The sequence below is a fragment of the Micromonospora chalcea genome, assembly GCF_028768405.1.
GTDB classification, from domain to species: Bacteria; Actinomycetota; Actinomycetes; order Mycobacteriales; family Micromonosporaceae; genus Micromonospora; species Micromonospora chalcea.
This window is the reverse complement of record NZ_CP118233.1, coordinates 6,550,602-6,576,901: the sequence shown is the minus strand read 5'-3', so window position 1 is coordinate 6,576,901 and position 26,300 is coordinate 6,550,602. Positions and strand designations below refer to the sequence as shown.

Below are 26,300 nucleotides of genomic sequence, written 5' to 3'. Positions count from 1 at the left end.
CGCGCGAACGGCGACGCCCCCGGGATCCGTCCCGGGGGCGTCGTCGCGTCTGCTCACTCCTCGCCGAAGTCCCCGAAGTCGTCGCCGCCGCCGTCGAAGGCGTCGTCGAGCATCTCGCCGGCGATCATGCCGCCGGCGACGCCCAGCGCGGCGCCCGCGATGACGCCGCCCATGCCCGGGCCGCGCCGCCCGTGGCCGGCGTAGCCGTGGTGACCCGGGTAGCCGTGGCCGCCGTGGTGCGGCATGCCGAAGCCCTGGGCGCGCATGCTGCCGTAGCGGCCGGTGGTCTCCCGCAGCCAGCCGTCGACGACCTGCACCCAGTCGGTACGGGCGGCGTCGGTGTGCGGGACCGAGTAGCGGCCGATCACGTCGTGCCCGGGGCTGAGGAAGCCGCCCCGCTTGTCGCACTCCAGGATCACCTCGACGCCCTGCGGGCTGGTCACGAACGTCAGCTCGACCTCGGTGACGGTCTGCGCGTACTGCGGCGCGGCGAAGAACTCGATCTCCTGGTAGAACGGCAGCGTCTGCGGCACGCCGTAGATGTGCCCGCGCTCCAGGTCGGCGTGCTTGAACCGGAAACCGAGCGCCTGGAACGCCTCCAGGATGCGCTCGTGGACCGGCAGCGGGTGCACCGACACCTGGTCCAGGTCGGACTTGTCGACGGCGCGGGCCACCGCCAGCTCCGTACGCAGGCCCATGGTCATGCCGTGCAGGCGCTGACCGTAGACGTCGGTGATCGGGGTCTCCCACGGCACCGGCATCTGGAACGGGATCGACAGCTGCTGCTTCGGCGCCAGATCGAACGCGCCGCTGACGGGCAGCCGGTGGAACTCCATGACGCCCGCGTACTCGTGGTTGCCGCTCTCGATCTCGACGCGGGTGACCAGGCCGAGGTTGATCTGCTCGATCCGCGCCGGGCTGTCGCCACCGACCAGGTTGACGTGACCGTCCAGGGTCAGCCCGGGCCGGGTGTTCGGGTTGGTGAGCACCGTGTCCACGCTCGGACCGCCCACGCCGAACGCGCTCAACATCTTCTTGAAGACCATCGGTCACTCCCGCTGAACTGCATTCCGACATGGACCGTCGGACGCTTCGTCAGGGCACCCTAAATGCCGCGACTGAGAAGTGGCTGTGAGGCGCACCGGATCACAGGCCCTCCTCCTGGTGCTCGGTCTCCAGCGTCGGCGGGCTGTCGGCGTCGGGGGTGATACGGATCCGGCTGGTCTTGATCCGGTCGTCGAGTTTCGCGTAGCAGAACTGCGGCAGGGGTTTGCCGACCGGCACCAGCGCGACCTCCGGGAACTCGTCGCACCGCAGGTCGCTCCAGCGGTTGTCGCTCGTGTACTGGCGGTGGAACAGGGCGAGCAGCCCGTCCCGGGTGACCACCGTCCGCTCGGCGGTCGCCGTCCACTTGAAGAGCTGGGAGCCCGACGGTGTGGCGACGACCGTGTAGACCACGTCGAGTCCGGCGTACGTGACTGTGCAGTCGAACGTCGCCGCGTGTTCGCCGGTGAATCCCTTGTTGTCGCAGGAGCTCGTCATCGGCTTCAGCACACCGGCGGAGTCGAGCACGTTCTGCTCCAGCGTGTGCCGGATGCCCGGATCGGGTCGGCCGTAGAGGAGGTTGGGCTTGGGCCAGGTCGGTTTCGGCGACTCGGGCACCGCCGGTGACGTCACCGGGCGGCCGAGGCCCTCCCAGTCGTCCTGGTTGACCACGTTGGTGATGAGCTGACCGACGCCGCAGAGACCGCCGCAGACGAGCAGCGCGGCGAGCACGCCGAGCAGGATCTTCCGCCTGCCGGGTCTCGCCTGCTGCGGGCCTGCCGGCTGGGCTGGCGCCTCGGCGTACTGACGATCACCGTCCATGTTGTCTCCCCCGTCGGTCATGGCGAGGGCAGAGGGTAGCCGACGGCGGGCCGGCTGTCAGTCCGCCCGGACCACCACCAGTTCGCCGACCTGCTCGCCGAGTTGGCGTCGGGCCTCCGGCAACAGGCCGCTGTCGGTGATCAGCATGTCGGCCTCCTCCAGCGGCGCGATGGTGGCGATGCCGATCGTCTCCCACTTGGTGTGGTCGGCCAGCACCACTAGCCGCCGGGCGGAACCGATCAGCCGCCGGTTCACCGCCGCCTCCAGCAGGTTCGGCGTGGTGAACCCGGTACGCGGGCTCATCCCGTGCACGCCGAGGAAGAGCAGGTCGACGTTGAGCGCGGCTATCGCCGCCTCGGCGACCGGGCCGGTCAGCGCGTCCGACGGGGTACGGATGCCGCCGGTCAGCACGACTGTCTGATCGGCGCGGGGGTTCTGGTAGAGCGCGTCGGCCACCGGGATCGAGTTGGTGACCACAGTGATCCCGCGTACCTCGGCCAGCCGCGCGGCCAGCGCGGCGGTGGTGGTGCCGGCGGACAGCGCCACCGCCATCCCCGGCTCGACCAGGCCGGCGGCCCGCTCCACGATGGCGCGTTTCTCGGCCTGCTGGCGGACCGACTTGGCGGCGAAGCCGGGCTCCTCGGTGGAGCCGGGACCGGCGAGCGTCGCGCCGCCGTGCACCTTGTCGATCAGGCCGCGTTCGGCCAGCACCTCCAGGTCGCGGCGGATCGTCATGTCGGACACCCCGAAGCGGCTGACCAGGTGACTGACCCGGACGCCGCCACTCTGGCGGATCAACTCCAGGATGGCGCTCTGCCGTTGCTGGGCGAGCATGTGGACCTCCATCGGCGCGAACGGCAGGGTTGCGGTCAGGCGCTCACGGGCGCCGGCGCGGGCTCCTCGCGGACCACCGCCACCTCCCCCGCCGGCACCTCCAGCTCGCCGTCGCAGCGGGCGCCGCCGAGCAGCTCGACGCCGGTGACCGGCAACCGTACCGGCTCGGTGGTGTGGTTGATCAGGAACAGCCAGCTCCGGTCCGCCGCGCGGCGGCGGACCACCTCCACCCCGGTCGGCGCGCTCACCGGCGGCCGGACGCCGGCCTCGGCCAGCAACCGGGCCACCAGCCGGTCGGTGGCCTCGTCGTCGAGCCGGGTGCCGACGTACCAGGCCGCGCCCGCGCCGACGGCGTTGCGGGTCAGCGCCGGCACGCCGGGCAGGGGCCCGTCGGCGTACGCGGCCAGCACCTCCGCGCCCTCGGCGTGCAGCCACTCGGTCCACACGTCGGCGCGGGCGCCGTCGTCGAGGCGTACCGTCTCGCCGGCCCGCAGCGGGAAGAACTCCTCGACGTGTACGCCGAGCAGGTCGCGGTACGCGCCGGGGTAGCCGCCGAGCCGGATGTGGTCGTGCTCGTCGACGATGCCGCTGAAGTAGGTGACCACAGCGGTGCCGCCGGCCTCCACGAACCGGCGCAGCGCGTCGGCGTCGGCGTCGCGGACGAGGTAGAGCGTGGGAACCACGACGAGCCGGTAACGGGACAGGTCGGCCGAGGGGTGCACCACGTCGGCGGTGATCCCGGCCCGCCAGAGCGCGGCGTGCAGCGCGGACAACCGGTCGGTGTAGGTGACGTCGACGCTCGGGTGGGAGTCGAGTTCGGCGCCCCACCACGCCTCGTAGTCGAAGAGGATGGCCACGTCGGCGTCGACGCGGCTGCCGCGTACCTCGGCGAGCGCGCGCAGGTCGGCGCCGAGCCGGCAGACCTCGCGGAACACCTTGGTGTCCGGGCCGGCGTGCGGCACCAGCGCGGAGTGGAACTTCTCCGCGCCGGCCCGGGAGGCCCGCCACTGGAAGAACAGCACGCCGTCGGCGCCGCGCGCGACGTGGGCGAGGCTGTTGCGGCGCATCTGACCGGGTGTCTTGGCCACGTTGCGGGGCTGCCAGTTGACGGCGCTGGTGGAGTGCTCCATCAGCAGCCAGGGCGCGCCGCCCGCCACGCCCCGGGTGTGGTCGGCCGCGAGCGCCAGGTTGACCTGTGGCTGCGGGTCGGCGGCGGTGAGGTAGTGGTCGTTGGCGACCACGTCCACGTCGGCGGCCCAGGAGTGGTAGTCCAGGTACTTGATGCCGGTGCCGATCATGAAGTTCGTGGTGACCGGCTGCGGGACGAGCCGGTTCAGCAGTTCCCGCTCGGCGCGCAGCTGGGCGCGCTGCTCGTCGGAGGAGAACCGCAGGAAGTCCAGCTGCTGGGTGGGGTTGGCGAACGTCGGCGCGGTACGCGGCGGGTTGATCTCGGCCCAGTCGTGGTAGCGCTGGCTCCAGAACGCGGTGCCCCAGGCGGCGTTGAGCGAGTCCAGGTCGCCGTAGCGCTCGCGCAGCCAGCCGCGGAACGCCTCGGCGCTGACGTCGCAGTAGCAGTGCACGTTGTGGCAGCCGAGTTCGTTGGAGACGTGCCAGAGCACGACGGCGGGGTGGCGCGCGTACCGCCGGGCGACCGCCTCGACCAGGGCGAGCGAGTGGTCCCGGAACACCGGCGAGCTGGGGCAGTACGCCTGCCGGCCGCCGGGCCAGAGCACCGTGCCGTCGGCGCGGCGGGGCAGCGTCTCCGGGTGCCGGTGCGCCAGCCACGGTGGCGGGCTGGCGGTGGCGGTGGCCAGGTCGACGCTGATGCCGCCGTCGTGCAGCAGGTCGATCGCCCGGTCCAGCCAGTCGAAGACGTACCGACCGGGGGTGGGCTCCAGCAGGGCCCAGGAGAAGATGCCGACCGAGACCAGATTGACCCCCGCCCGTCGCATGAGTTCGACGTCCTCGGTCCACGTCTGCTCGGGCCACTGCTCCGGGTTGTAGTCGGCGCCGTACCAGATGCCCTCGCCGTGCCAGTTCCGCATGACAGCAGAGGTTGCCCCCCGAACAGCACCCAAGTCAACACTTTCCAACATCGACTGAAGTTCCAACGTTTACCGGCTCTTTGCCCCGCCTAACCGCCGACGGCGTCGCCTTTTTGCCCTCTTGACAGCGCCGCGCCAAGGGGTAGCTTCAAGCGCCACCGGCTGTTTGTGTTCGGACGTGTGGATTCTCGGTGGATCTACCGCGACCGACACGAACACCGCTCACCGCCAACGATCACGGTCCATGAGCGCAGCGCACCTCTTCCACGCAGGAGGCACCATGTCCCGTCCCCGCTCGCAAGCCGAATACCTCGCCCGGCTCGTACCCCCGTCCGTCGCCGGCCTGAACCGGCGCTCGCTGCTCGCCGGCGCGACCGGCGCGGGAGCGCTGCTCGGCACCGGTCTGCTCGCCGGCTGCGGCGACTCGGACTCCGGATCCGGCGGTGACGCCAAGAGCGTCTCGGTCGGCTCGAACCAGTCGGACCCGAAGCCCAAGGACGTCGTCGCGAAGGTGATGGACGGCTTCAAGACGTCCTCCGGGGTGACCGTCAACATCAACACGGTCGACCACAACACGTTCCAGGAGAACATCAACAACTACCTGCAGGGCAAGCCGGACGACGTGTTCACCTGGTTCGCCGGCTACCGGATGCGGTTCTTCGCCGCAAAGGGCCTGGCCGGTGACCTCAGCGACGTGTGGGGCAAGCTCGACGGCTACTCCGACGCGTTCAAGAAGGCGTCCACCGGCGACGACGGCAAGCAGTACTTCGTGCCCGCGTCGTACTACCCGTGGGCCGTCTTCTACCGCAAGTCGGTGTGGCAGCAGCGCGGCTACGAGGTGCCGAAGACGCTGGACGACCTGAACACGCTCGGCGCGCAGATGAAGAAGGACGGGCTGAACCCGATCGCGTTCGCCGACAAGGACGGCTGGCCGGCGATGGGCACGTTCGACATCCTCAACCTGCGGATCAACGGCTACCAGTTCCACATCGACCTGATGGCCGGCAAGGAGGCGTGGACCTCCGACAAGGTGAAGAAGGTCTTCGACACCTGGGCCGGGCTGCTCCCCCTGCACCAGCCGGACTCGCTCGGCCGCACCTGGCAGGAGGCCGCGCAGTCGCTGCAGCAGAAGAAGAGCGGCATGTACCTGCTCGGCCTGTTCGTCGGCCAGCAGTTCAGCGGCGCCGACCTGGAGGACCTGGACTTCTTCACGTTCCCCGAGATCGACTCCACCATCGGCGCGAAGGCCCTGGACGCCCCGATCGACGGCTACATGATGGCCCGCAAGCCGAAGTCCAAGGACGCCGCGCAGAAGCTGCTGACGTACCTGGGCTCGAAGGAGGCAGCGGACATCACGGTGAAGAACGACCCGAGCACGCTCGTCGCCAACAGCGGCGCGGACACCGGTGCCTACACCGCGCTGCAGAAGAAGGCCGCCGAGCTGGTCGGCTCCGCCACCGAGATCGCCCAGTTCCTCGACCGCGACACCCGGCCGGACTTCGCCTCCACCGTGATGATCCCGGCGTTGCAGCAGTTCATCAAGGACCCGAAGGACATCGGCGGGCTGCTCACCAGCATCGAGAACCAGAAGAAGTCGATCTTCACCAGCTGACGGCGGAAGGGGGAAGGACATCATGTCCGACCTGCCCCTGATCCAAGCGGATCGCGCCGTGCCGCCGCCGGCCGCGACCACCAGCAACGGTGGTCGCGGTCGCCGGCTACGGCTCCTGTCCCGCACCGACCGCGTGGTCATCACGCTCATGGTGCTGGTACCCCTGCTGCTCGTCGCCGGCCTGGTCTGGCTGCCCGCGGTGGCGACGGTGCTGCTCTCCGGCACGAACTGGGACGGCATCGGCCCGGTCTCCGAGATCGAGTGGGTCGGCCTCAAGAACTACGACGACGTGGTGAACATCTACCCGCCGTTCGTCCCCGCGGTGCAGAACAACCTGCTCTGGCTGGCCGCGCTGTTCGTGGTGGCCACCCCGTTCGGCATGTTCCTCGCCGTGCTGCTGGACAAGGAGATTCGCGGCAGCCGCTTCTACCAGACCGCGCTCTACCTGCCGGTGGTGCTGTCGCTGGCGCTCATCGGCTTCGTCTGGCAGCTCATCTACAGCCGCGACCAGGGGCTGCTCAACGGCGTGTTCGGCGGCGAGACCGACTGGTACGGCGACCCGAACGTCAACATCTGGGCCGTGCTGGTCGCGGCCGGCTGGCGGCACGTCGGCTACATCATGCTGCTCTACCTGGCCGGCCTCAAGGGCGTCGACCCGTCCCTGCGGGAGGCCGCCGCGGTCGACGGCTCCTCGGAGACCAGCACGTTCTTCCGGGTCGTCTTCCCGGTGATGCGCCCCATCAACATCATCGTGCTGGTGGTGACGGTGATCGAGTCGCTGCGCGCGTTCGACCTGGTCTGGGTCATCAACAAGGGCCGCAACGGGCTGGAGCTGATCTCCGCGCTGGTCACCCAGAACGTGGTCGGCGAGGCCAGCCGGATCGGCTTCGGCTCCGCGCTGGCGACGATCATGCTGGCCGTCTCGCTCGTCTTCATCACCATCTACCTCTGGACCGTGATGCGGGAGGACAAGCGATGACCGCCGTCTCCGCCGGCCGCCGCCGCCCCGTGCGGCCCGCCCGGGTCGTCCTGCACCTCTTCCTGGGTACGGTCGCAGTGGGCTGGCTGTTCCCGATCCTGTGGGCGGTGCTCACCTCGTTCCGCTCCTACGAGTACACCGCCGCCAACGGCTACGTGTCGCTCGGCGGCTGGACCGTCGACAACTACGTCACCGCCTGGCGTACCGCCGAGTTCGGCAAGCACTTCCTCAACTCGGCGTACATCACGGTCCCGGCGGTGCTGCTCACGCTCTTCCTCGCCTCGTGCGTGGCGTTCGTGATCGCCCGGTTCAGCTGGAAACTCAACATCGCGCTGCTCGGCCTGTTCACCGCGGCGAACCTGCTGCCGCAGCAGGCGCTGCTCATCCCGCTGTTCCGGATGTTCACCGAGATCCCGCTGCCGGCCTGGATGAGCGACTCGGAGCTGCTGTACGACAGCTACTGGGGGCTGATCCTGGTCAACGTCGCGTTCCAGTGCGGCTTCTGCGTGTTCGTGCTCAGCAACTACATGAAGGCGCTGCCGCACGAGCTGTACGAGGCAGCGATGGTCGACGGCGCGAACGTGTGGCGGCAGTACTGGCAGGTGACGATGCCGCTGTGCCGGCCGGCGCTCGCCGCGCTGGCGACGCTGGAGGTCACCTGGATCTACAACGAGTTCTTCTGGGCCACTGTGCTCATGCGTACCGGCGACAAGTTCCCGGTCACCAGCTCGCTGAACAACCTGCGCGGCGAGTTCTTCACCGACAACAACCTGGTCTCGGCCGGTTCGGTTCTGGTCGCGATCCCCACCCTGGTGATCTTCTTCCTGCTGCAGAAGCAGTTCGTCCGGGGTCTGACGCTGGGAGCCTCCAAGGGATGACGATCGTCCACCTGCGCCGCGCGCGGACCAGCCTGGTGCTCGACGCACGCGGCCCGGGGCTGCCCCGGGTCGTGCACTGGGGCGCCGACCTCGGCCCGCTGCCCGACGAGGACCTGCCGGCGCTCGCCGACGCGACGGTGCCGCCGGTGGTGCCGAGCAGCTTCGACGCACCCACTGTGCTGTCGCTGCTGCCCGAGGCGAGCGCCGGCTGGAGCGGGCGGCCCGGTCTCGCCGGTCACCGCGACGGCCGGGACTGGTCGACGGCGTTCCGCCTCACCGGCCTCGACGTGCACGACGAGCCCGCAGCGCCGCCCGATGGTGCCGCCGCCGGCGGGCCCGCGCGGTTAGGAGGGGCCCCTTTACATGCACCAGGCGTTAACAAGGGGCCCTTCCTTTCCTCCGGGCGGGTGGTGGTGCGGGCGGCGGACGCGGATGCGGGGCTGAGCCTGACCGTCGAGATCACGTTGGACCCGGCGGGCGTGCTCACGCTGCGGCACCGGCTGCGCAACGACGGCGACGGCCGGTACGAGCTGCGGGAACTGACGCCCGTGCTGCCGGTGCCGGCGGTCGCCACCGAACTGCTCGACCTGACCGGACGGTGGTGCCGGGAACGCGCGCCGCAGCGGCACCCGTGGCCGATGGGCGCGTGGGTGCGCGAGGGGCGGCACGGCCGCACCGGCCACGACGCCACGCTGCTGCTGGTCGCGGGCACCGCCGGGTTCGGCTTCCGGCACGGCGAGGTGTGGGCGGTGCACACCGCGTGGAGCGGCGACCACGTCACCGCCGCCGAGCGCCGCCCGACAGGTGAGTCCACGCTCGGCGGCGGTGAGCTGCTGGCGCCCGGCGAAATAGTGCTCGGGCCGGGCGAGGAGTACGCCACTCCCCTGCTCTACGCGGCACACTCCACCGACGGGCTGGACGGGCTCAGCGAGGCGCTGCACACGCACCTGCGGGCCCGCCCGTCGCACCCGCGCACACCGCGGCCGGTGACGCTGAACGTGTGGGAGGCGGTCTACTTCGACCACGACCTGGACCGGCTGCGGGCGCTCGCCGACGCGGCCGCCGAGGTCGGTGTGGAACGCTTCGTGCTCGACGACGGCTGGTTCCGGGGCCGGCGGCACGACCAGGCCGGGCTCGGCGACTGGTGGGTCGACGGCGAGGTCTGGCCGGACGGGTTGCAGCCGCTGATCGACCACGTACGCGGGCACGGCATGCAGTTCGGGCTCTGGGTGGAGCCGGAGATGGTCAACCCCGACTCCGACCTGTTCCGCGCCCACCCGGACTGGGTGCTCCAGACGCCGGGCCGGCTGCCACCGCCGTGGCGGCACCAGCAGGTGCTCGACCTGGCCAACCCGGACGCGTACGCGTACCTGCTCGAACGGCTCGACGCGGTGCTGAGCGAGCACGACGGGATCGCGTACCTGAAGTGGGACCACAACCGCGACCTCACCGAGGCCGGGCACGCCGGGCGGCCCGGGGTGCACGCGCAGACCCTGGCGGTCTACCGGCTGCTGGACGAGCTGCGCGCCCGGCACCCGGGCGTCGAGATCGAGAGCTGCTCGTCCGGCGGCGCCCGGGTCGACCTGGAGATCCTGCGCCGCACCGACCGGGTGTGGGCCAGTGACTGCAACGACGCGCTGGAACGGCTGTCCATCCAGCGCTGGACCGGCCTGCTGCTGCCGCCGGAGCTGATCGGCACGCACATCGGGCCGCAGCGCTCGCATACCACGCACCGCGTGCACGACCTGGGTTTCCGGGCGGTCACCGCGCTGTTCGGCCACCACGGCATCGAGTGGGACATCACCGCGATCGACGCGACCGAGCGGGCCGAACTCGCCGCCTGGGTGGCGCTGCACAAGCGGCTGCGCCCGCTGCTGCACGGCGGCCGGGTGGTCCGGGTCGACCACCCGGACCCGGCCGTGCAGGCCCACGGCGTGGTCGCCCACGACCGCGACCACGCGGTGTACGCGGTCAGCCGGGTCGCCACCTCGGCGGCTCAGGTGCCGGGCGTGGTGCGGCTGCCCGGGCTGGACCCGGCCCGGCGCTACCGGGTCCGTCCGCCCACCGAGGCGCCCGAGCCGGCGATGTTGGAGCTGTCCCCGCCGGGCTGGCTGGCCTGGCCGGGCGACGGCATCACGGTGACCGGTTCGGTGCTGACCTCGGTCGGCCTGCAACTGCCGGCTCTGCACCCCGAACAGGCCCTCCTGCTGGAGGTGGTCGCGGCCTGACCCCGCGCCCCACCCCGGTGATCAAGGAGTTTGTGTCACCGCAGGCGTCCGAACGGGACACAAACTCCTTGATCACGCACTAGAGGGTCAGGCGGAGGTGCAGGTCACCGCGGGGGTGGAATTCGTGCCCTGCCAGCTGCCGATGAAGCCGAAGGTGGTGCTCGCGCCCGCGCCGAGGCGGCCGTTGTAGTCGACGTTGCGGGCGGTGTACGCCGACCCGCTGTTGCTGACGCTCGCGTTCCACGCCTGGGTGACGGACTGGCCGTTGGCGTACGTCCAGCGCACCGTCCAGCCGGTGATCGCGGCCGCTCCGGCGGTCACCTTGACCTCGCCCTGGAAGCCGCCCTGCCACGAGTTCGCGACGGTGTAGGTGGCGGTGCAGCCACTGGACGGCGGGGGCGTGGTGGGCGGCGGCGGGGTCGGGCTGACGGTCGGGCTGGTCGTCGGGCTCGCGGTGGGGCTGACCGTCGGGCTGGCGGTCGGGGTGGTGCTCGCGTACACCGACGCCTCACGGGAGGTGGCGGCGATGCCGTTGGCGCCGTTGAAGATGCGCTGCCCCCAGCTGGTGAGCTGGGCCGGGTTGAACGACGTGGTCATGTCCAGGTACTCCACGCCGCCGCCGTTGCCGCTCCACGACCAGCCGAGGTAGCCGATGCCGTTGGCCTGGGCGTACGCCATGATGGCGTCCTCGTCCGGGTTGCCGTCGGAGTGGTTGAACCCGAACTCGCCGACCACGATGGGCAGCCCGGCGGTACGGAAGCGGCCCAGGTAGTCGCTGATCTCGGCGGCGGTGTCGAACACGCCGTACATGTGGATGGAGAAGACGGTGTTGCGCTGCGGATCGGCGGCGAACACGGTGCCGGCGTTGTCGCGCATGGTGAACGACCAGTCCTGGCCCCAGTTCGGCGCGTCCACCATGATCGTGTGGGTCAGGCCGGCGGCGCGCAGCCGCTTGATCGCGTTCGACGTGTCGGTAATCCAGGCGCTGTAGCCCTGGTTGCCGAACGGCTCGTTGCCGATGTTGACGATGACGTACCTCTCCTGGCCCTTGAGCACGTCGGCGATGCTCAGCCAGTAGTCGGTGGCCTTGGCCAGCGTGGTGGCGGCGCCGTCCTCGCCGTACCCGGTGGTGTCGTGCACCTCCAGCACGCAGATCATCCGGTTGCCCTTGCACAGGGAGATCACGTTGGCCACGTCGGCGGCGCTGTTCTTCGTCCAGCGGTCGCCGCTGGACAGCACCACCCGGACGGTGTTCGCGCCGAGCGCCTTGATGTTGGCGAACGAGCTGGTCTGCTGCGGGTACCAGGTGTGCGCGTGGTTGACGCCACGCATGACGAACTCGACACCGTTGGCGTCGTAGAGACGCCCGTTGGAGACGGAGAAGCCGGTGGCCGCCTGGGCCGGCTGCCCGAGGGCGAAGACGGCGGCGAGGGCCGTCAGCAGGGCGGCGCCCGCGACGGAGAGCAGTTTCTTCATGGCTGTCCTCAGGGGAAGGATCCCCCGTGCCCGAGCGGGGGTGCGGTGACGGTGAGAGGGTGGTGGCGACTGAGCCCGGTAGCCGCCGCCCGGTTCCCGAACGGACGCAGGCATCAGCGTAGGACGATGGAAGGCGTGAGGCAACCGGTTAAGCAGGATCGGCCGGGAGGCGACACCGCTTGGCGCGCCGCATGAACTGAACCGGTTAAGAGACGAATGCGAAAGCGGACAGCAGGGTTGACCCGCGCCGGGCGGGGTATCCGGGGACGATCCGCCCGGGAAGGAGACGTGCCATGGTCAACGTCGGTTACACCCTCATGTGCGAGCAGGCCGGCCCGAAGGAACTCGTCGACCACGCCGTACGCGCCGAGGCCGCCGGCTTCGACCACCTGGTCATGTCCGACCACTACTACCCCTGGCTGGAGTCCCAGGGCCACTCCCCGTACGCCTGGTCGGTGCTCGGCGCGGTCGCGCACGCCACCAGCCGGGCCGAGCTGATGTCGTTCGTGACCTGCCCGATCCGGCGGTACCACCCGGCCGTGGTGGCGCAGAAGGCCAGCACCATCGGGGTGCTCTCGGACGGCCGCTTCACGCTGGGCCTCGGCGCCGGGGAGAACCTCAACGAGCACGTGGTGGGCGGATGGCCGCACGTGCAGCAGCGGCACGAGATGTTCGAGGAGGCGTTGCAGATCATCCGGCCGCTGCTCAACGGCGAGACGCTGACGTTCTCCGGCAACCACTTCGACGTGCCCGACGCGTACGTCTGGGACCGCCCGGACCGGCCGGTGCCGATGGCGGTGGCCGCGTCCGGGCGACAGTCGGCCACGCTCGCCGCCGAGTACGCCGACGCGATGATCGCCACCGACCCGCTGTCGCACCTGATCGACATGTACGAGGAGGCCGGTGGCGCGGGCCGCCCCCGCTACGGGCAGGTGGCCATCTGCTACGGCCCGGACGAGGACGAGTGCCGCAAGATCGTGCACGACCAGTTCCGCTGGTTCGGCCTGGGCTGGAAGGTCAACGCCGACCTGCCCGGCCCGGAGTCGTTCGAGGCGGCCACCCGGTTCGTCCGCGAGGAGGACGTGGCCGAGGGCATCTCCTGCGGCCCGGACACCGACCGGCACGTGGAGGCGTTCAAGAAGTTCGTCGAGGCGGGCTTCACCCACGTCGCGCTGGTCCAGGTGGGCGGCGACACCCAGCCGATGTTCCTCGACTGGGCCCAGGAGGAGCTGCTGCCCCGGCTGCGGGAGCTGTGACCGCTGAGGAGTTGACGCCATGCGTATCGGGAACACCGAGATCCGGCCCGCCGGGGGCGGGCTCGGCTGCCTGCTGATGATCCTCTTCTCGATCGTCGCCTCGGTGGTGCTCACCGTGCTGCTCAACCTGGTCCTGTAGCACCCGGCCCGGCGCGCTCGGCGGCGACACCAGAACGGGGTGGCTGCGCCCCCGGCCCACGTACGCCTTCGGTCTGGGCTGGCGCGTCGTTCAGCCGGCCGTGAGGTCCACCTCGGCCAGCACCGGATAGTGGTCCGACGCCGAGTCGGCGTCACCGTCGCGGACCACCCGCACCGCGCGTACCCGGTCGGCCAGCACCGGGGTGGCGAGCAGATAGTCCAGCCGCATCCCGGCGAACTCGGCGCCGCCGTGCCGGGTCGGCACGGTCCGGCCGCCGGGCTCGTCGCCGCCGGAGCGCGGCCACAGGTCCACCAGCCCGGCGTCGAGCAGCCGGGCCACCGCGCGGGTGTCCACGGTACGGCCGTCGCGGCGCAGGTGCCGCCGCCGGTACGGAGTGGCCAGCCCGGCCAGCCGGGCGGTGTGGTCGACGGTGGGCTCCAGCGTGTTCAGGTCCCCGGCCAGCAGCGCCAGCTCTCCCCCGGTCCGCCGCAGCGCGGCGGCGAGCCAGTCCGCCTCCATCCGCCGCCGCCCACCCGAGTAGGGGTACAGGTGCGTGCTCAGCACGGTCAGCGGTCCCGCGCCGGTGGCGACCTGCACCCGGGCGGCGGCGTGGTGGAACGGGCGGCGGACCCGGCCTGCGCGCAGCACCCGCAGCGGCGGGCGGACCAGCACCGCCACCGGCTGGCCGAGACAGGACCGGGCCAGGTACGCCGCCATCCCGAGCCGGTCGGCCAGCCCGCCCAGCGTGGCGTCCATGCCGCGCAGCTCCTGCAACGCCAGCACGTCGGGGCGCTGCGCGGTGACGACCGAGACGATCCGGTCCCGGCGGTCGGCGCCGCCCGCGTCCCGCCCGCCGGTCCGGATGTTCCAGGTCATCACCCGCAGCATCGGCTCAGTCCGGCCGCGCGGCCTTGGCCAGCTCGTCGTCCAGCTCGTCCACCTGTTCGGACTCGATCGCCGGCTGGTTGCCCTCGTACACGTCGGCGTTCGGCTTGATCACCCAGTACAGCAGCGACAGCCAGAGCGCGCCGAGCAGGATCGCGCCCATGAAATCGGTCGGGTGGTGCATGCCCCGGTACATCCGCGAGGTGGCCACGCCGACCGGCATCAGCACGGCCATTCCCACGAACAGCCACCGCCACCACCTGTCGGTACGCGGGAACACGATGACCGCCATGGCCGCCCAGAGGCAGATGGTGGCCGCGATGTGCCCGGACGGGAACGACGAGGTGGGCATCTGCCCGTCCAGGTTCTCCACCGGCGGCCGGGGCCGGTCCACCACCCGGGCGCTGGCCAGGAAGAGGCTCAGCTCGCCGAACATCGCCAGCACCACGTACAGCACCGGCCGCCAGCGCCGCCACACGGCCAGCACGATCGGGCAGAACACCAGCGACACCAGCAGGATGGCGTGGGTGTCGCCGAACTTGCTCCACCACCAGCTCAGGTCGGTGAGCGCGTCGGTGTGCCGCTCGGCGAACCAGCGCGGCACCTTCGTGTCGAGCGTGTCGAAGAACGTGCCCTTGGCGTGGTAGCTGACGAACATGCCGAACGCGTAGAGCGCGCCGAAGACGAGCACCCAGCCGACCAGCAGCTCGGCCACCGCGGAGCGGGGGTGCTCCAGCACCTTCTCCTCGTCCGGCGCGAGCGCCAGCTCGTCGCCCGCCTCCGGTTCCAGGCCCTCGCGCAGCGGCGGCACCGGCCGGCCGCGCTCGCGCCGCCACAACCGGAAGGCGTACGCGGTGACGCCCAGCCAGGCCGCGCCGAGCAGCCAGCCGCCGATCACGTCGGACACGAAGTGCACGCCCAGCGCGATCCGGGTCAGCCCGACCAGGAAGACCAGCACGGCGGCGACGGCGATGGCGGGCTTGCGCCAGCGCGGCGACATGGCCGGCAGGAACACCAGCAGCAGCGCCCCGTACGCGACGAACGAGCCGAGCGCGTGCCCGCTGGGGAAGCTGTTGCCGGGAGCGTTGGCGATCGGCACGTCCACCACCGGGCGCAGCCGGCCGACGAGCGCCTTGAGCGACGGGTCGAGGATCAGCCCGCCCGCGCCGGTGACGATCAGGTAGACCGCCAGCCGGGACTGGCGGCGGATCAGCAGACCCACCACCGCGATGGTGACCAGCCAGATCAGCACCGGCCGGCCGCCCAGGTCGGTGATCGCCTGGAGCACTGTGACCAGCGGGCCGTGCGGCGCCACCAGGCCGTTGAACCACTCGGCCGCCGCATGATCGGCGTCGCGCAGCGGGCTCCAGCGGAACCGCACGAGCATCAGGAGCAGCCCGAACCCGACTCCCGCGCCGGCCACGGCGAGCAGGCCCGCCAGACTCCGCTCGGCGAAATGGCCCAGCGGCCGGCGCCCGGCTTCCTTGACCGCGGTCACACCGCACCTCCCTCGTTCCTCTGCGAGGCGCGCTGTACCCGATCGGCGTGTCCCGTACACGCCGGACCGGCGCGGCGTCAGAGCGAGGTCATCTCACCGGTGTCGAACAGGTCCTCGCGGTGCGCCTCCGGCTGCCACAGATCCGGCTGGGCCGGCTCCTCCACGCCGATGCGCATCGCCTCCAGCTGGGCGGCGAAGGCCAGCCCGCCGAAGAGCGCCATGCCGGTGAGGTTGGCCCAGAGCAACAGCGCCATCATGCCGGTCAACGCGCCGTAGGTCTGGCCGAATCCGCCGCTGTACTTCACGTAGGCGGCCAGCAGCAGGCTGGCCAGCCACCAGATCGCGATGGCGATGGCCGCGCCGAAGACGAGCCAGGACAGGCCGGGCTGGCGGCGTCGCGGCGCGTGCCGGAACAGCACCGCGACGGCGATCACCGTCAGGCCGAGGCTCAGCGGCCAGCGGATCACGTCCCATCCGGCCATCGCGGCGTCGCCCCACTCGTAGTGCCGCCGTACCGACTCGCCCATCGCCCGGCCGCCGACCAGGATGAGGAAGCCGGCCAGCGCGGGTACGCCGGCGACCACCGCGAGGACCGTGGCGCGCAGGTACTTGGCCAGGGCCGGGCGGTCCCGCTCGACGCCGTAGATCCGGTTCGCGCCCCGCTCGATCTGCGCCATCGTGGTGGTCAGCGCGACCAGCCCGGTGAGCAGGCCGAGGGTCAGCGCCAGCTCGCCGGCGTCCTCGCTGCGCTCGCTGTCGGTCAGCAGGTCCTGCACCATCGCCTCGCTCTGGCCGGGCGTGATGGCCAGTACGGTGTCCGCGACGACCTTGCCGCCCTCGTCCACCCCCAGGTCGGTGATCAGGCCGGTGAGCGCGATCAGGAACGGCACCACCGCCAGGCAGAGCTGCAACCCCAGCGCCCGGGAGTGGCTGAATCCGTCGCCGTAGCGGAACCGGACGAACGCGTCCCGCAGCAGGCACCAGCCGCCGTGCCGGCGCAGCGTGTGCCAGGCGTCGTCGGCGGACAGCTCGTTCTCGGTCATCAACCGGGTCTCGGGGACCAGCTTGGTGCTACTCACGGCGGGCCTCCTCGACCAGGTGCTCGCCGCGCTCGCCGACCGCGTCGGCGTCCACCGCCAGGTCGGGGTGCTCCTCGGGGCGCGGTACGCAGAGCCAGAGCGACTCGGGGCGGATGGTGGCCTTCAGCGAGCGGCCCGGCTCGATCAGGTCGCCGTCGAGCTGCCGGGGCTGCGCCCGGGTGCTGGTGATCTCGACCGAGCGGGCCCGGAACACCTCCATCCGGGGCACGCTGTCGCGGCGGCGCAGCACCGCCCAGCCCATGGCGAGCCAGTGACGCAGCGCGCGCGGTGTCAGCACCGCCACGTCGAGCCAGCCGTCGTCCGGCTCGGCGTCGGTGAGCAGGCGTACCCCGCCCTGCAGGCGCCCGACGTTGGCGACCAGGACCGACCGGGCCCGGCGGCGCAGCGGCGGGCGGCCGTCGATGCGCACCGAGACCCGCATCGGCCGGTCGCGCAGGTGGCGGGCGGCGCCCATCAGGTACGCCGGCCAGCCGATCCGCTTCTTGGTGGTCTCGGAGGTGGAGTCGAGCATCTGGGCGTCGAAGCCCATCCCGGCCATCACCGCGAAGCACTGGTCGCCGACCACGCCGACGTCGAGGCGGCGCATCCCGCGTTCGACGGCGACCTGGAGCCCGGCGGCCAGGTCGTTCGAGAGGCCGAGGTTGGCGGCGAGGAGGTTTCCGGTGCCCTGGGGCAGCACCGCCAGCGCCACGTCGGTGCCGGCCAGCGCGGTCACGCACGCCATCACCGTGCCGTCGCCGCCGCAGGCGAAGACGACCTCCGCGCCCGCCTTCACCGCCTCTTCCGTCTGCCCGCGGCCCGGGTCCTCGACTGTCGTCTCGTACCAGGTCGGGGCCGGCCAGCCGGCGGCGGCGAGCGCGCCCTCCACGGTCCGGCGGAACTCGTCCAGGTCGGCCACCTTCACCGGGTTGACCACCACTGCCGAGCGCGGGGTGCGGTTCTCCGCGTTCACCGGGCGCTTGTCGTCTGCACCGTCCACGGCGTCAGTGTGCAGGACACGGGGCGTGACGGCGACCCGGCGCAGCGGGACGTTGCGATGACCGCAAACAGGTTTGAAAACCGGGTACGGGTCAGGCGGCCTCGCGCAGCGCCGTGTCGATGCGGCGTCGCAGGTCGTCGATGTCCACCCCGGCCTCGGTGAGCACCGCGGCGGCCAGGCCGTCGCCCTCGCGCAGCAGGCCGAGCAGGATGTGTTCGGTGCCGATGTGCCGGTGGCGCAGCCGCAGCGCCTCGCGCAGCGACAGCTCCAGCACCTTCTTGGCGCGGGGCGAGAAGGTGCCGTGGTGCGTCCCGCGACGCCACCACCGGCGCGGGCGCGGGGTCGCCTCACGCAGCGCGTCCGGGCCGAAGGACTCCTCGATCCGGGCCACTATCGCGGCGAGGTCGATGCCGATCTCGCGCAGTGCCGCGGCGTCCGCCGCGCCGAGCCCGTCCACGCCCTGCGCGGTGTGGCGGGCCACCGCGGCGCGCAGGGCGTCGGCCTCGACGCCACCGGCCGCGAGCAGCCGTACCGCAAGGTTGTCGCGGTCGGCGAGCACGCCCAGCAGCAGGTGCTCGGTGCCGACCGGCCGCCGTCCCTCGGTGCGGGCCTCGTCGACCGCGTGGTGCACCACGGCACGGGCCCGGTCGGTGAATCGTTCGAACATCACGCCTCCCAGCTGTCGCGTACCGCCGGTCGCCCGGCGTGCTTCTTGTGGACCGCCTGCCGGCTGACCTCGAGGGCGTCGGCGATCTCCTGCCAGGACCAGCCCTGTCGCCGGGCGTTGTCCACCTGGATCACCTCCAGCCGCTCCAGCAGCCGGCGCAGGGCGAGCACGGCACGCAGGCCGACCTTGGGGTCGGTGCTGCCGGCCGCCGCCGCGAGTTCCGTCGCCTGACTCATGGTGTCAATGTAGGTTGACAGCACGACGGGTGTCAACCCTGGTTGACACCCGTCGTGGCCTGCCACCCGCGGCCCGCGGCGGTGCTACGGTCCGCTGGTGTTCCGCCGCCGTCCGCTGGACCGGCCGGTCGAGCCCGCGCGCCGGCTCACCGCCGGCCGCCTCACCCTGGAGATCGCCGGGGGCAGCGTCGTCGGGCACCGCTACCCGGAGAACTACGACGTGCTGCACGTCGACCCGGAGCTGCCGCTGGCGGTGGTCTGCGACGGCATGGGCGACGGCGAGGGCAGCCGGATCGCCGGCACCACCGCCGCCGAGACGTTCGTGGCGCGGGTCCGCGCCGACTGGCCCGCCGTCGGCCCCGCCGGGCTGCGCGCCGCCGTCGCCGAAACCCAACGGCGGGTACGCCAGGCCGGAGCGGCGCAGCCCGGCCTGACCGGATGCACGCTCACCGCGCTCGTCGTCCAGCCCGACGGCGACCAGGGCTGGCTGGTCCAGCTCGGCGACTCGCGGGCGTACCGGCTGCGCGACGGGCTGCTGGAGCTGGTGACGGTCGACCACACCATGGCCTGGCTGGGTCTGCTGCACGGCTGGTGGCCGCCGGACTCGCCGGAGGCGGCCCGGGCCCGCTACCAGCTGCTGCGCTACGTCGGACACCCGGACCGGCCCGAGCCGGACCTGCTCGCCGTGCCGCTGCGCCGGGGCGACACCTGGCTGCTGTGCACCGACGGGGTCAGCGACCAGCTCGGCTACCACCGGCTGCGCGACCTGCTCGCCGCCCGGCGCGACCCGGCGCGCACCGCCGAGGCCCTGCTCGCCGCCAGCCTCGACGAGGGCGGCGAGGACAACGCCACAGTCGTCGTGCTGCGCGTCCACCCCGCCCTGCCCGCCCCGCGCTGACCGCCGGTTTCCGCCGACCCGGTCCGGCGCACCCGGTCCCGCGACTACGGTGAGTGAAAAGCGGGGTCGGGAGGTGAGCCGGGGTGGCCGCACCCAGCCACGGTTCGGTGGTGGTCGGCGTGGGCCGGTCGGCGGAGGATCTGGCGGTGGTCCGCACCGCCGCCGCCGAGGCCGCCGCCCACCACCGGCCGCTGCATCTGCTGCACGCGTTCAACTGGGCCGCGACGCCCGGGCCCGCCCCGGCGGGCGGCAGCCGCACGGACGCGGAGAACCTGCTGGAGGCCGCCGGGCAGGCAGCCTCCGAGTGCGCGCCGGAGGTGCCGGTCAGCGGCGAGATCGTCGAGGGCTCACCCGTCGAGGCGTTGTTGCGGGCCGCCGACACCGCGTTCCTGATCGCGCTCGGTGACGGCGGCATGTCGACCCGCCCGCACTCGGTACCCACCGACACGCCGGCCGTGGAGGTGGCCGCCCGGGCGGGCTGCCCGGTGCTGGTCGGCCGCGCCGAGCCGGCCCCGCCCGGACCGTTGGTCGTCGGCTTCGACGGGTCGGCCAGCTCCCGCGCCGCACTCGGGTACGCCTTCGACTGCGCGGAGAGCCGCGGCGCCCGCCTGCTCGCCGTCCGGGTGATCGAGCCCGGGTGCGGCGACGGCGACGACGGGCTGCTGGAGGAGGCGGTGAACCGGCACGCCGTCCGGCACCCCCGGGTCACCACCGACTGCCTCACCGTCCACGGTGAGCCGACATCCGTCCTGCTCGACCGCTCCCGCGCGGCGCAGCTGGCAGTCGTCGCCGCCCGGGGCGACGGGCCGGTACGGTCGACTCTGGGCGCGGTCAGCCAGTCCCTGCTCTACCATTCGCCGGCCCCGCTGATCGTCGTACGGGGACTCGACACGGGCGCCGGGGACGGATCGTGACGCCCACCCGAGGCGGGACCTACGGCCCTGACCGGCGGCCCCGGACCGGGGCGAAGCTGAACCCGCCGGGGAAGAAGACGTGGTCCCCGAGTGGCAGCAGATCCCGAGCCACGAGAGGCTAAGGCAGCATGGACACCGCGGTGAACCTGCACAGCCCCCTGACCGAGGACGAGTTGCGCCGGCTGGACGCCTACTGGCGGGCGGCGAACTACCTGACCGTCGGCCAGATCTACCTGCTCGACAATCCGCTGCTGCGCGAACCGCTCAGACCCGAGCACGTCAAGCCGCGCCTGCTGGGCCACTGGGGCACCAGCCCCGGGCTCAACCTGCTCTACACGCACCTCAACCGGGTCATCGTCGACCGGGACCTGTCCGCCATCTTCGTCACCGGTCCCGGCCACGGCGGCCCGGCGCTGGTCGCGAACACCTGGCTGGAGGGCACCTACAGCGAGCTGTACCACCACATCCCCCGCGACGAGACCGGCATGCAGCGGCTGTTCCGCCAGTTCTCCTTCCCGGGCGGGATCCCGAGCCACGTGGCGCCGGAGGTGCCGGGTTCGATCCACGAGGGCGGCGAGCTGGGGTACGCGCTGAGCCACGCGTACGGCGCCGCGTTCGACAACCCGGACCTGCTGGTGGCCTGCGTGATCGGCGACGGCGAGGCGGAGACCGGCCCGCTGGCCGGGAGCTGGCTGTCGAACGTGTTCCTCAACCCGGCCCGCGACGGCGCGGTGCTGCCGATCCTGCACCTCAACGGCTACAAGATCGCCAACCCGACCGTGCTGGACCGGATCCCCCGTGCGGATCTGCGCGACATGATGCGCGGCTTCGGCTACCAGCCGTACGTGGTGGAGGGCGACGACCCGGCGGCAGTGCACCAGTCGCTCGCCGCCACGCTGGACCGGGCGGTCGACGAGATCGGCGAGATCCAGCGCCGCGCCCGCTCCGGTGAGCGCGTGGAACGCCCGCGCTGGCCGATGATCGTCCTGCGTACGCCGAAGGGCTGGACCGGGCCGTCCCGGGTCGACGGCAAGCAGGTCGAGGGCACGTTCCGCGCCCACCAGGTGCCGATCTCCGGCGTCCGGGACAACCCGGAGCACCTGGCCGAGCTGGAGCGCTGGCTGCGCAGCTACCGTCCGGAGGAGCTGTTCGACGCCACCGGCAGCCCGGTCGCCGAGGTGGCCGACCTGCCGCCGACGGGTGACCGCCGGATGAGCGCGAACCCGGTGGCCAACGGCGGCCGGCTGCTGCGCGACCTGGAGCTGCCCGACTTCCGCGACTACGCGGTCGACGTGCCGACGCCGGGCGAGCCGATGGCCGGCGCGACCGGTGTGCTCGGCCCCTGGGTCCGCGACGTGATCGCGTGTAACCCGGAGACGTTCCGCCTGTTCGGCCCGGACGAGGTCGCCTCGAACCGGCTCGGCGCGGCGTTCGAGGTGACCGGCCGCGCGTTCATCGGCGCGGAGGTGCCCGGTGACGACCATCTCTCCCCCGACGGCCGGGTGATGGAGGTGCTCTCCGAGCACCTGTGCCAGGGCTGGCTGGAGGGCTACCTGCTGACCGGCCGGCACGGCATCTTCACCAGCTACGAGGCGTTCATCCACATCGTCGACTCGATGGTCAACCAGCACGCCAAGTGGCTGAAGGTGACCCGGGACATCCCGTGGCGGGAGCCGGTGGCCTCGCTGAACTACCTGCTGTCCAGCCACGTGTGGCGGCAGGACCACAACGGCTTCTCGCACCAGGACCCGGGCTTCATCGACCACGTGATGAACAAGAAGGCCGAGGTGGTCCGCGTCTACCTGCCGCCGGACGGCAACACGCTCCTGTCCACCATGGACCACTGTCTGCGCAGCCGGCAGTACATCAACGTGGTGGTGGCCGGCAAGCAGCCCGCGCCGAACTGGCTGACCATGGACGAGGCGATCCAGCACTGCCGCCGCGGCCTGGGCATCTGGGACTGGGCCAGCACCGACGACGGCGTCGAGCCGGACGTGGTGCTCGCCTGCGCCGGCGACGTGCCGACGCTGGAGACGCTCGCCGCTGTCGACCTGCTGCGCCGGCACCTGCCGGACCTGAAGGTGCGGGTGGTCAACGTGGTCGACCTGATGCGCCTGCAACCGCCGTCGGAGCACCCGCACGGCCTGCCGGACAACGAGTTCGACACCATCTTCACCCGCGACAGGCCGGTCATCTTCGCCTACCACGGCTACCCGTGGCTGATCCACCGGCTCACCTACCGCCGGACCAACCACGAGAACCTGCACGTACGCGGCTACAAGGAGGAGGGCACCACCACGACGCCGTTCGACATGGTGATGCTCAACGACCTGGACCGCTTCCACCTGGTCATCGACGTGATCGACCGGGTACCGGGGCTGCGGTCGCGGGCCGCGCACCTGCGTCAGGACATGGTGGACGCCCGCCAGTCCTGCCGCGACTACACCCGGCGCTACGGCGAGGACGACCCCCGCGTCGCCGAGTGGCGCTGGGTCCGCGAGAACGATCCGGCGGTAAGGAGTGGCGAATGAACGAGGAGATCCTCGTCGGCTACGACGGCTCCCCTGACGCGGCTGTCGCCCTGAACTGGGCGCTGGACGAGGCGGGCCGCTCGGGCCGGCCGGTGCGGCTGGCGTACGTCTTCGAGTGGTTGACGGTGACCGGCTGGATCGGTCCCGGGGTGGCCCCGGGGGTGTGGCCGGACGAGGCCGCCCGCCGGCAGGTCGAGGAACTGGTCCGCAAGGCGGCGGCGGACGCCGCCGCCGACCGGCCCGGCCTCACCGTGCACGGCGAGGTGTTCGACGGCCCGCCCGCGCTGGTGCTGCAGGAACGGTCCGCCGAGGCCGGGATGCTGGTGCTCGGCAGCCGCGGCCACGGCGGCTTCGGCGGGCTGCTCGCCGGCTCCACAGCGGTCTCGGTGACAGCGCACGCCCACTGCCCGGTGGTGGTGGTCCGCGACGGTCAGGCCGCCACGTCCGGGCCGGTGGTGGTCGGCTCGGACGGCTCGGAGACGGCGCTGCGGGCGCTCGGCTTCGCCGTCGAGCGGGCCGCCCAGCGGGACGTGCCGCTGCGGGTGCTGCGGGCCTGGGAGCCGCCCGGCGACAGGTGGGTGCCGCCGGGCTTCGACCCGGAGGAGACCGCCGCCGCCGAGCGGGCCGCCGCCGAGGCGGAGCTGGCCACCTGGCGGGAGAGCTTCCCCGACGTGCCGGTGGAGGTCGAGGCCGTCCCCGGCAGCCCGTCGGCGCTGCTGGTGGAGGCGAGCCGGTCGGCGCAGCTCGTGGTGGTCGGCAGCCGGGGCCGGGGCGGGTTGCGCGGCATGCTGCTCGGCTCGGTCAGCCAGCAGCTCATCCAGCACTCGCACTGCCCGGTCGCCGTGGTACGCGAGCGCTGACCACCCTCAGCGGCCGGACGCGGTGGAGCCCTCCTCCGGGTTGAGCGAGAAGTAGTCCTCCTCCTCCTGCGCCAGGTGCAGGCGCAGCACCGCGTCCAGGCCGTAGAGCGCGGCGAGCAGGTCGGGCACCTCGTCACGGCGCAGCCGCCCGTCCGGCTGCGCCGTGAGATGCCCGCCGATCCGCTCCACCAGCCGCACGATCTCCACGTGCGCCCGGCTCATCGTGGAGGTCGCCTCGTCGCCGCCGAGCGGCCCGGCCAGCGCCGGGTACAGCTGCCGGTCCTCGGCCGCCTCGTGCGGCAGCACCTCGTCGACCAGACGCCGGTGCACCTCCCGCAGCGCCGGCAGGCACGCCGGGTCGTCCGGTCGGGTCGCCACCATGTCGGCGGTGTCCCGCAGCCGGGCCAGCACGTCCCGGATGCCACCGTGCTCGCCCGCGTACCTGTCGATCAGCTCCGCCGTGTGCGGGGGCAGGTCCCGCCGCCGCAGGCCACCGCCGAGCGCGCGCAGCGCATTGAGGATCACCAGGACGTCGATGCCCTCCTGCAGGAACGCGCCGGCCACCGGGGGCAGCCGGCCCGCGGCCGCCACCAGCATCGCCAGCACCGCCAGGCCCATCCCGACGGTGGCGCTCTGCACCGCGATGCGGCGGGCGTACCGGGCGATCTCGACGGCGTCCGCGAGCCGGTCCAGGCGGTCCACGGTGAGCACCGCGTCGGCCACGTCGGCCGAGGCGGTCGCCCCGGTCGCTCCCATCGCCACCCCGACGTGCGCCTCGGCCAGCGCGGGCGCGTCGTTCACGCCGTCGCCGACCATCACCGTGACCGCGTGCGCCGACTCCTCGCGTACCCGCTCGGCCTTCTCCTGCGGCGAGCAGCGCGCGATCACGTCGTCCACCCCCACGATCTGCGCCACCTGGCGGGCCGTGCCCGGACGGTCGCCGGTCACCATGACCAGCCGGGTCAGGCCCGCCTCGCGCAGCCGCCGCACGGTCCGCCGGGCGTCCGGGCGCACCGGGTCCTCCAGCAGGATCGCGCCCAGCGGGCCGTGGTCGTCGCTGACCCAGACCGCGGAGCGCCCGGCCCGTTCGGCGCGCTCACCGAGCCGGCCCGCCCACTCCGGCGGCTCGCCCGCGAACTGCCCGACGTGCACCGTCCGCCCGTCGACGCGCCCGCTCACGCCGTGCCCCGGCTCCTCGGTGACATCGGTCGGCTCAGCCAGCGGCAGCCCGCGCTCGCGGGCCTGCCGGACCAGCGCGGCGGCCAGCACGTGCGGGGAGAGCTGCTCGACCGAGGCGGCCAGGCGCAGCACCTCGTCCCGGTCGCCGCCCGGCGCCACCACCACCTCGGCCGCGCGGGGCCGCCCGGCGGTGAGCGTCCCGGTCTTGTCCAGCAGCAGCGTACGAGCGCGGCCGAGCTGCTCCAGCGAGCCACCGTCACGCACCAGCACGCCGCGCCGGGCCACCCGGGACAGGCCGGACACCACGGCGATCGGGGTCGCCAGCAGCAGCGGGCACGGGGTGGCCACCACGAGCACCGCCACCGCCCTGGTGAACTCGCCGGACAGCAGCCATGCCAGCCCCGCCAGCACCAGCGTGAACGGCACGAACGCGGCGGCGTACCGGTCGGCGAGCCGTACCATCGGCGCCTTGCGGGCGGTGGCCTCGCCGGCCAGGCGGACGATGCCGGCGTAGGTGCTCTCCGCCGCGTTGCGGCGGGCCCGCAGCCCGAACCCGGCGCCCGCGTTGACCACCCCGCTGGCGACCTCGTCGCCCGCCGCGCGGGTGACCAGCTGCGACTCGCCGGTGACCACCGACTCGTCGAGCGTGGCCGCCTCCTCGACCACGCCGTCGACAGGCACCACGTCGCCCGGCCCGACCACGAGGCGGTCCCCCACCTCGACGCGGTCCAGCGGCACCACCTCGATCCCGCCGTCCGGGGTCCGCCGCCGCGCCTGCCGCGGCGCGCGTTCCAGCAGCGCCCGCAGGTCACGGGTGGCGCGGCGCTGGGCGTACTCCTCCAGCGCCCGCCCGGTCGCGACCATCACCGCGATCACGGCGCCGGCCAGGAACTCCCGCACCAGCAGCGCGCCGAGCAGCGCCAGCACCGCGATGACGTCCACGCCGAACTGCCGCAGCCAGAGCTGGCGCAGCGTGGTCCAGGCGGCCGGGACGAGCGCGACCACCGTGACCGCCGCCCAGACCAGCCGGGCGGCGTCGTGCGCGCCCGCGAACCACAGCGCCGCCCCGGCCAGCACGGCCGCGGTGAGCAGCACCAGCGGCGCCCACTCGGCCCACGCCCACCGCCGGGCACGGGCCGGCTGCTCGGGTACGCACTCGCGTGGTTCGCTTCCCACGTGTGGATCGTCTCAGTCGGACGTGGGGCGGGCGGGCCGACACGGGTAATCCGGGGGATGGAAC

At 72.5% G+C, this 26,300-nt stretch carries 21 protein-coding genes; 9 read left to right on the top strand and 12 right to left on the bottom strand.

The genetic code is table 11. The annotated features are described in order from the left end of the window. Positions 1–53: 53 nt before the first annotated feature. The 4 genes from PVK74_RS29840 to PVK74_RS29825 form a co-directional block, all read right to left on the bottom strand. A complete protein-coding gene (locus PVK74_RS29840) occupies positions 54–1,046 on the bottom strand; it encodes a sporulation protein (RefSeq protein WP_104114908.1) in 993 nt (330 codons plus the stop codon). 100 nt (positions 1,047–1,146) lie between these two features. Then, positions 1,147–1,866 (bottom strand): hypothetical protein, encoded by a 720-nt coding sequence (locus PVK74_RS29835; RefSeq protein WP_104114909.1) that lies wholly within the window; start codon positions 1,864–1,866, stop codon positions 1,147–1,149. A gap of 57 nt (positions 1,867–1,923) precedes the next feature. Beyond that, complete coding sequence (locus PVK74_RS29830; RefSeq protein WP_030501763.1) at positions 1,924–2,700, bottom strand: DeoR/GlpR family DNA-binding transcription regulator; 777 nt, start codon at positions 2,698–2,700, stop codon at positions 1,924–1,926. Positions 2,701–2,735: 35 nt separating this feature from the next. Continuing rightward, a complete protein-coding gene (locus PVK74_RS29825; protein WP_274477712.1) occupies positions 2,736–4,745 on the bottom strand; it encodes a beta-galactosidase in 2,010 nt (669 codons plus the stop codon). Positions 4,746–5,025: 280 nt separating this feature from the next. Between PVK74_RS29825 and PVK74_RS29820 the strand changes: the two genes are divergently transcribed. From PVK74_RS29820 to PVK74_RS29805, 4 genes are read left to right on the top strand one after another with little or no spacing between them, the layout of a single operon-like run. Then, on the top strand, positions 5,026–6,357 hold the full coding sequence (locus tag PVK74_RS29820; protein ID WP_274477711.1) for an ABC transporter substrate-binding protein: 1,332 nt from the start codon (positions 5,026–5,028) through the stop codon (positions 6,355–6,357). Between the two features lie 22 nt (positions 6,358–6,379). Then, complete coding sequence (locus PVK74_RS29815; protein WP_064447215.1) at positions 6,380–7,336, top strand: carbohydrate ABC transporter permease; 957 nt, start codon at positions 6,380–6,382, stop codon at positions 7,334–7,336. Continuing rightward, positions 7,333–8,214, top strand: a complete 882-nt coding sequence (locus tag PVK74_RS29810; protein ID WP_013284905.1) for a carbohydrate ABC transporter permease — start codon at positions 7,333–7,335, stop codon at positions 8,212–8,214. Before PVK74_RS29815 ends, PVK74_RS29810 begins: the two co-directional genes overlap by 4 nt. Continuing rightward, complete coding sequence (locus PVK74_RS29805) at positions 8,211–10,442, top strand: alpha-galactosidase (protein WP_274477709.1); 2,232 nt, start codon at positions 8,211–8,213, stop codon at positions 10,440–10,442. Before PVK74_RS29810 ends, PVK74_RS29805 begins: the two co-directional genes overlap by 4 nt. Positions 10,443–10,529: 87 nt before the next feature. On the opposite strand, the gene PVK74_RS29800 is transcribed toward PVK74_RS29805, so the two are convergent. After that, positions 10,530–11,918 (bottom strand): cellulase family glycosylhydrolase, encoded by a 1,389-nt coding sequence (locus tag PVK74_RS29800; RefSeq protein WP_274477708.1) that lies wholly within the window; start codon positions 11,916–11,918, stop codon positions 10,530–10,532. A gap of 293 nt (positions 11,919–12,211) precedes the next feature. Between PVK74_RS29800 and PVK74_RS29795 the strand changes: the two genes are divergently transcribed. After that, a complete protein-coding gene (locus PVK74_RS29795) occupies positions 12,212–13,174 on the top strand; it encodes a TIGR03557 family F420-dependent LLM class oxidoreductase (RefSeq protein ID WP_043325553.1) in 963 nt (320 codons plus the stop codon). 229 nt (positions 13,175–13,403) lie between these two features. Here PVK74_RS29795 and PVK74_RS29790 read toward each other — a convergent pair whose 3' ends face one another. The 6 genes from PVK74_RS29790 to PVK74_RS29765 all read right to left on the bottom strand — a co-directional run bounded on the left by PVK74_RS29790 (position 13,404) and on the right by PVK74_RS29765 (position 18,678). Next, entirely contained in the window at positions 13,404–14,201 is a 798-nt protein-coding gene (locus tag PVK74_RS29790; protein WP_274477707.1) for an endonuclease/exonuclease/phosphatase family protein, read from the bottom strand. Positions 14,202–14,205: 4 nt separating this feature from the next. Continuing rightward, positions 14,206–15,696 (bottom strand): phosphatase PAP2 family protein, encoded by a 1,491-nt coding sequence (locus tag PVK74_RS29785; protein ID WP_274477706.1) that lies wholly within the window; start codon positions 15,694–15,696, stop codon positions 14,206–14,208. Positions 15,697–15,773: 77 nt separating this feature from the next. Beyond that, the gene (locus PVK74_RS29780) at positions 15,774–16,775 is read right to left on the bottom strand and encodes a YihY/virulence factor BrkB family protein (protein ID WP_043325557.1); all 1,002 of its coding nucleotides are present in this window, start codon (positions 16,773–16,775) and stop codon (positions 15,774–15,776) included. Then, a complete protein-coding gene (locus PVK74_RS29775) occupies positions 16,768–17,775 on the bottom strand; it encodes a diacylglycerol/lipid kinase family protein (RefSeq protein WP_274477705.1) in 1,008 nt (335 codons plus the stop codon). The genes PVK74_RS29780 and PVK74_RS29775 overlap by 8 nt, the downstream gene beginning before the upstream one ends. A 91-nt stretch (positions 17,776–17,866) precedes the next feature. Continuing rightward, the gene (locus tag PVK74_RS29770) at positions 17,867–18,442 is read right to left on the bottom strand and encodes a Clp protease N-terminal domain-containing protein (protein WP_274477704.1); all 576 of its coding nucleotides are present in this window, start codon (positions 18,440–18,442) and stop codon (positions 17,867–17,869) included. Continuing rightward, a complete protein-coding gene (locus PVK74_RS29765; protein ID WP_043325563.1) occupies positions 18,442–18,678 on the bottom strand; it encodes an HTH domain-containing protein in 237 nt (78 codons plus the stop codon). Before PVK74_RS29765 ends, PVK74_RS29770 begins: the two co-directional genes overlap by 1 nt. Positions 18,679–18,775: 97 nt before the next feature. Between PVK74_RS29765 and PVK74_RS29760 the strand changes: the two genes are divergently transcribed. The 4 genes from PVK74_RS29760 to PVK74_RS29745 all read left to right on the top strand — a co-directional run bounded on the left by PVK74_RS29760 (position 18,776) and on the right by PVK74_RS29745 (position 23,881). Further along, on the top strand, positions 18,776–19,576 hold the full coding sequence (locus tag PVK74_RS29760; protein ID WP_274477703.1) for a PP2C family protein-serine/threonine phosphatase: 801 nt from the start codon (positions 18,776–18,778) through the stop codon (positions 19,574–19,576). Between the two features lie 83 nt (positions 19,577–19,659). Then, positions 19,660–20,490 (top strand): universal stress protein, encoded by an 831-nt coding sequence (locus PVK74_RS29755; RefSeq protein ID WP_064447207.1) that lies wholly within the window; start codon positions 19,660–19,662, stop codon positions 20,488–20,490. A 128-nt stretch (positions 20,491–20,618) separates the two neighbouring features. Further along, positions 20,619–23,021: a phosphoketolase family protein gene (locus PVK74_RS29750; RefSeq protein WP_274477702.1), complete on the top strand. Its 2,403-nt coding sequence runs from the start codon at positions 20,619–20,621 to the stop codon at positions 23,019–23,021. Next, positions 23,018–23,881, top strand: coding sequence for a universal stress protein (locus PVK74_RS29745; RefSeq protein WP_274477701.1), 864 nt, complete (start codon positions 23,018–23,020; stop codon positions 23,879–23,881). Before PVK74_RS29750 ends, PVK74_RS29745 begins: the two co-directional genes overlap by 4 nt. 6 nt (positions 23,882–23,887) lie before the next feature. Here PVK74_RS29745 and PVK74_RS29735 read toward each other — a convergent pair whose 3' ends face one another. After that, the gene (locus PVK74_RS29735; RefSeq protein WP_338020352.1) at positions 23,888–26,236 is read right to left on the bottom strand and encodes a heavy metal translocating P-type ATPase; all 2,349 of its coding nucleotides are present in this window, start codon (positions 26,234–26,236) and stop codon (positions 23,888–23,890) included. Between the last annotated feature and the right edge of the window lie 64 nt (positions 26,237–26,300).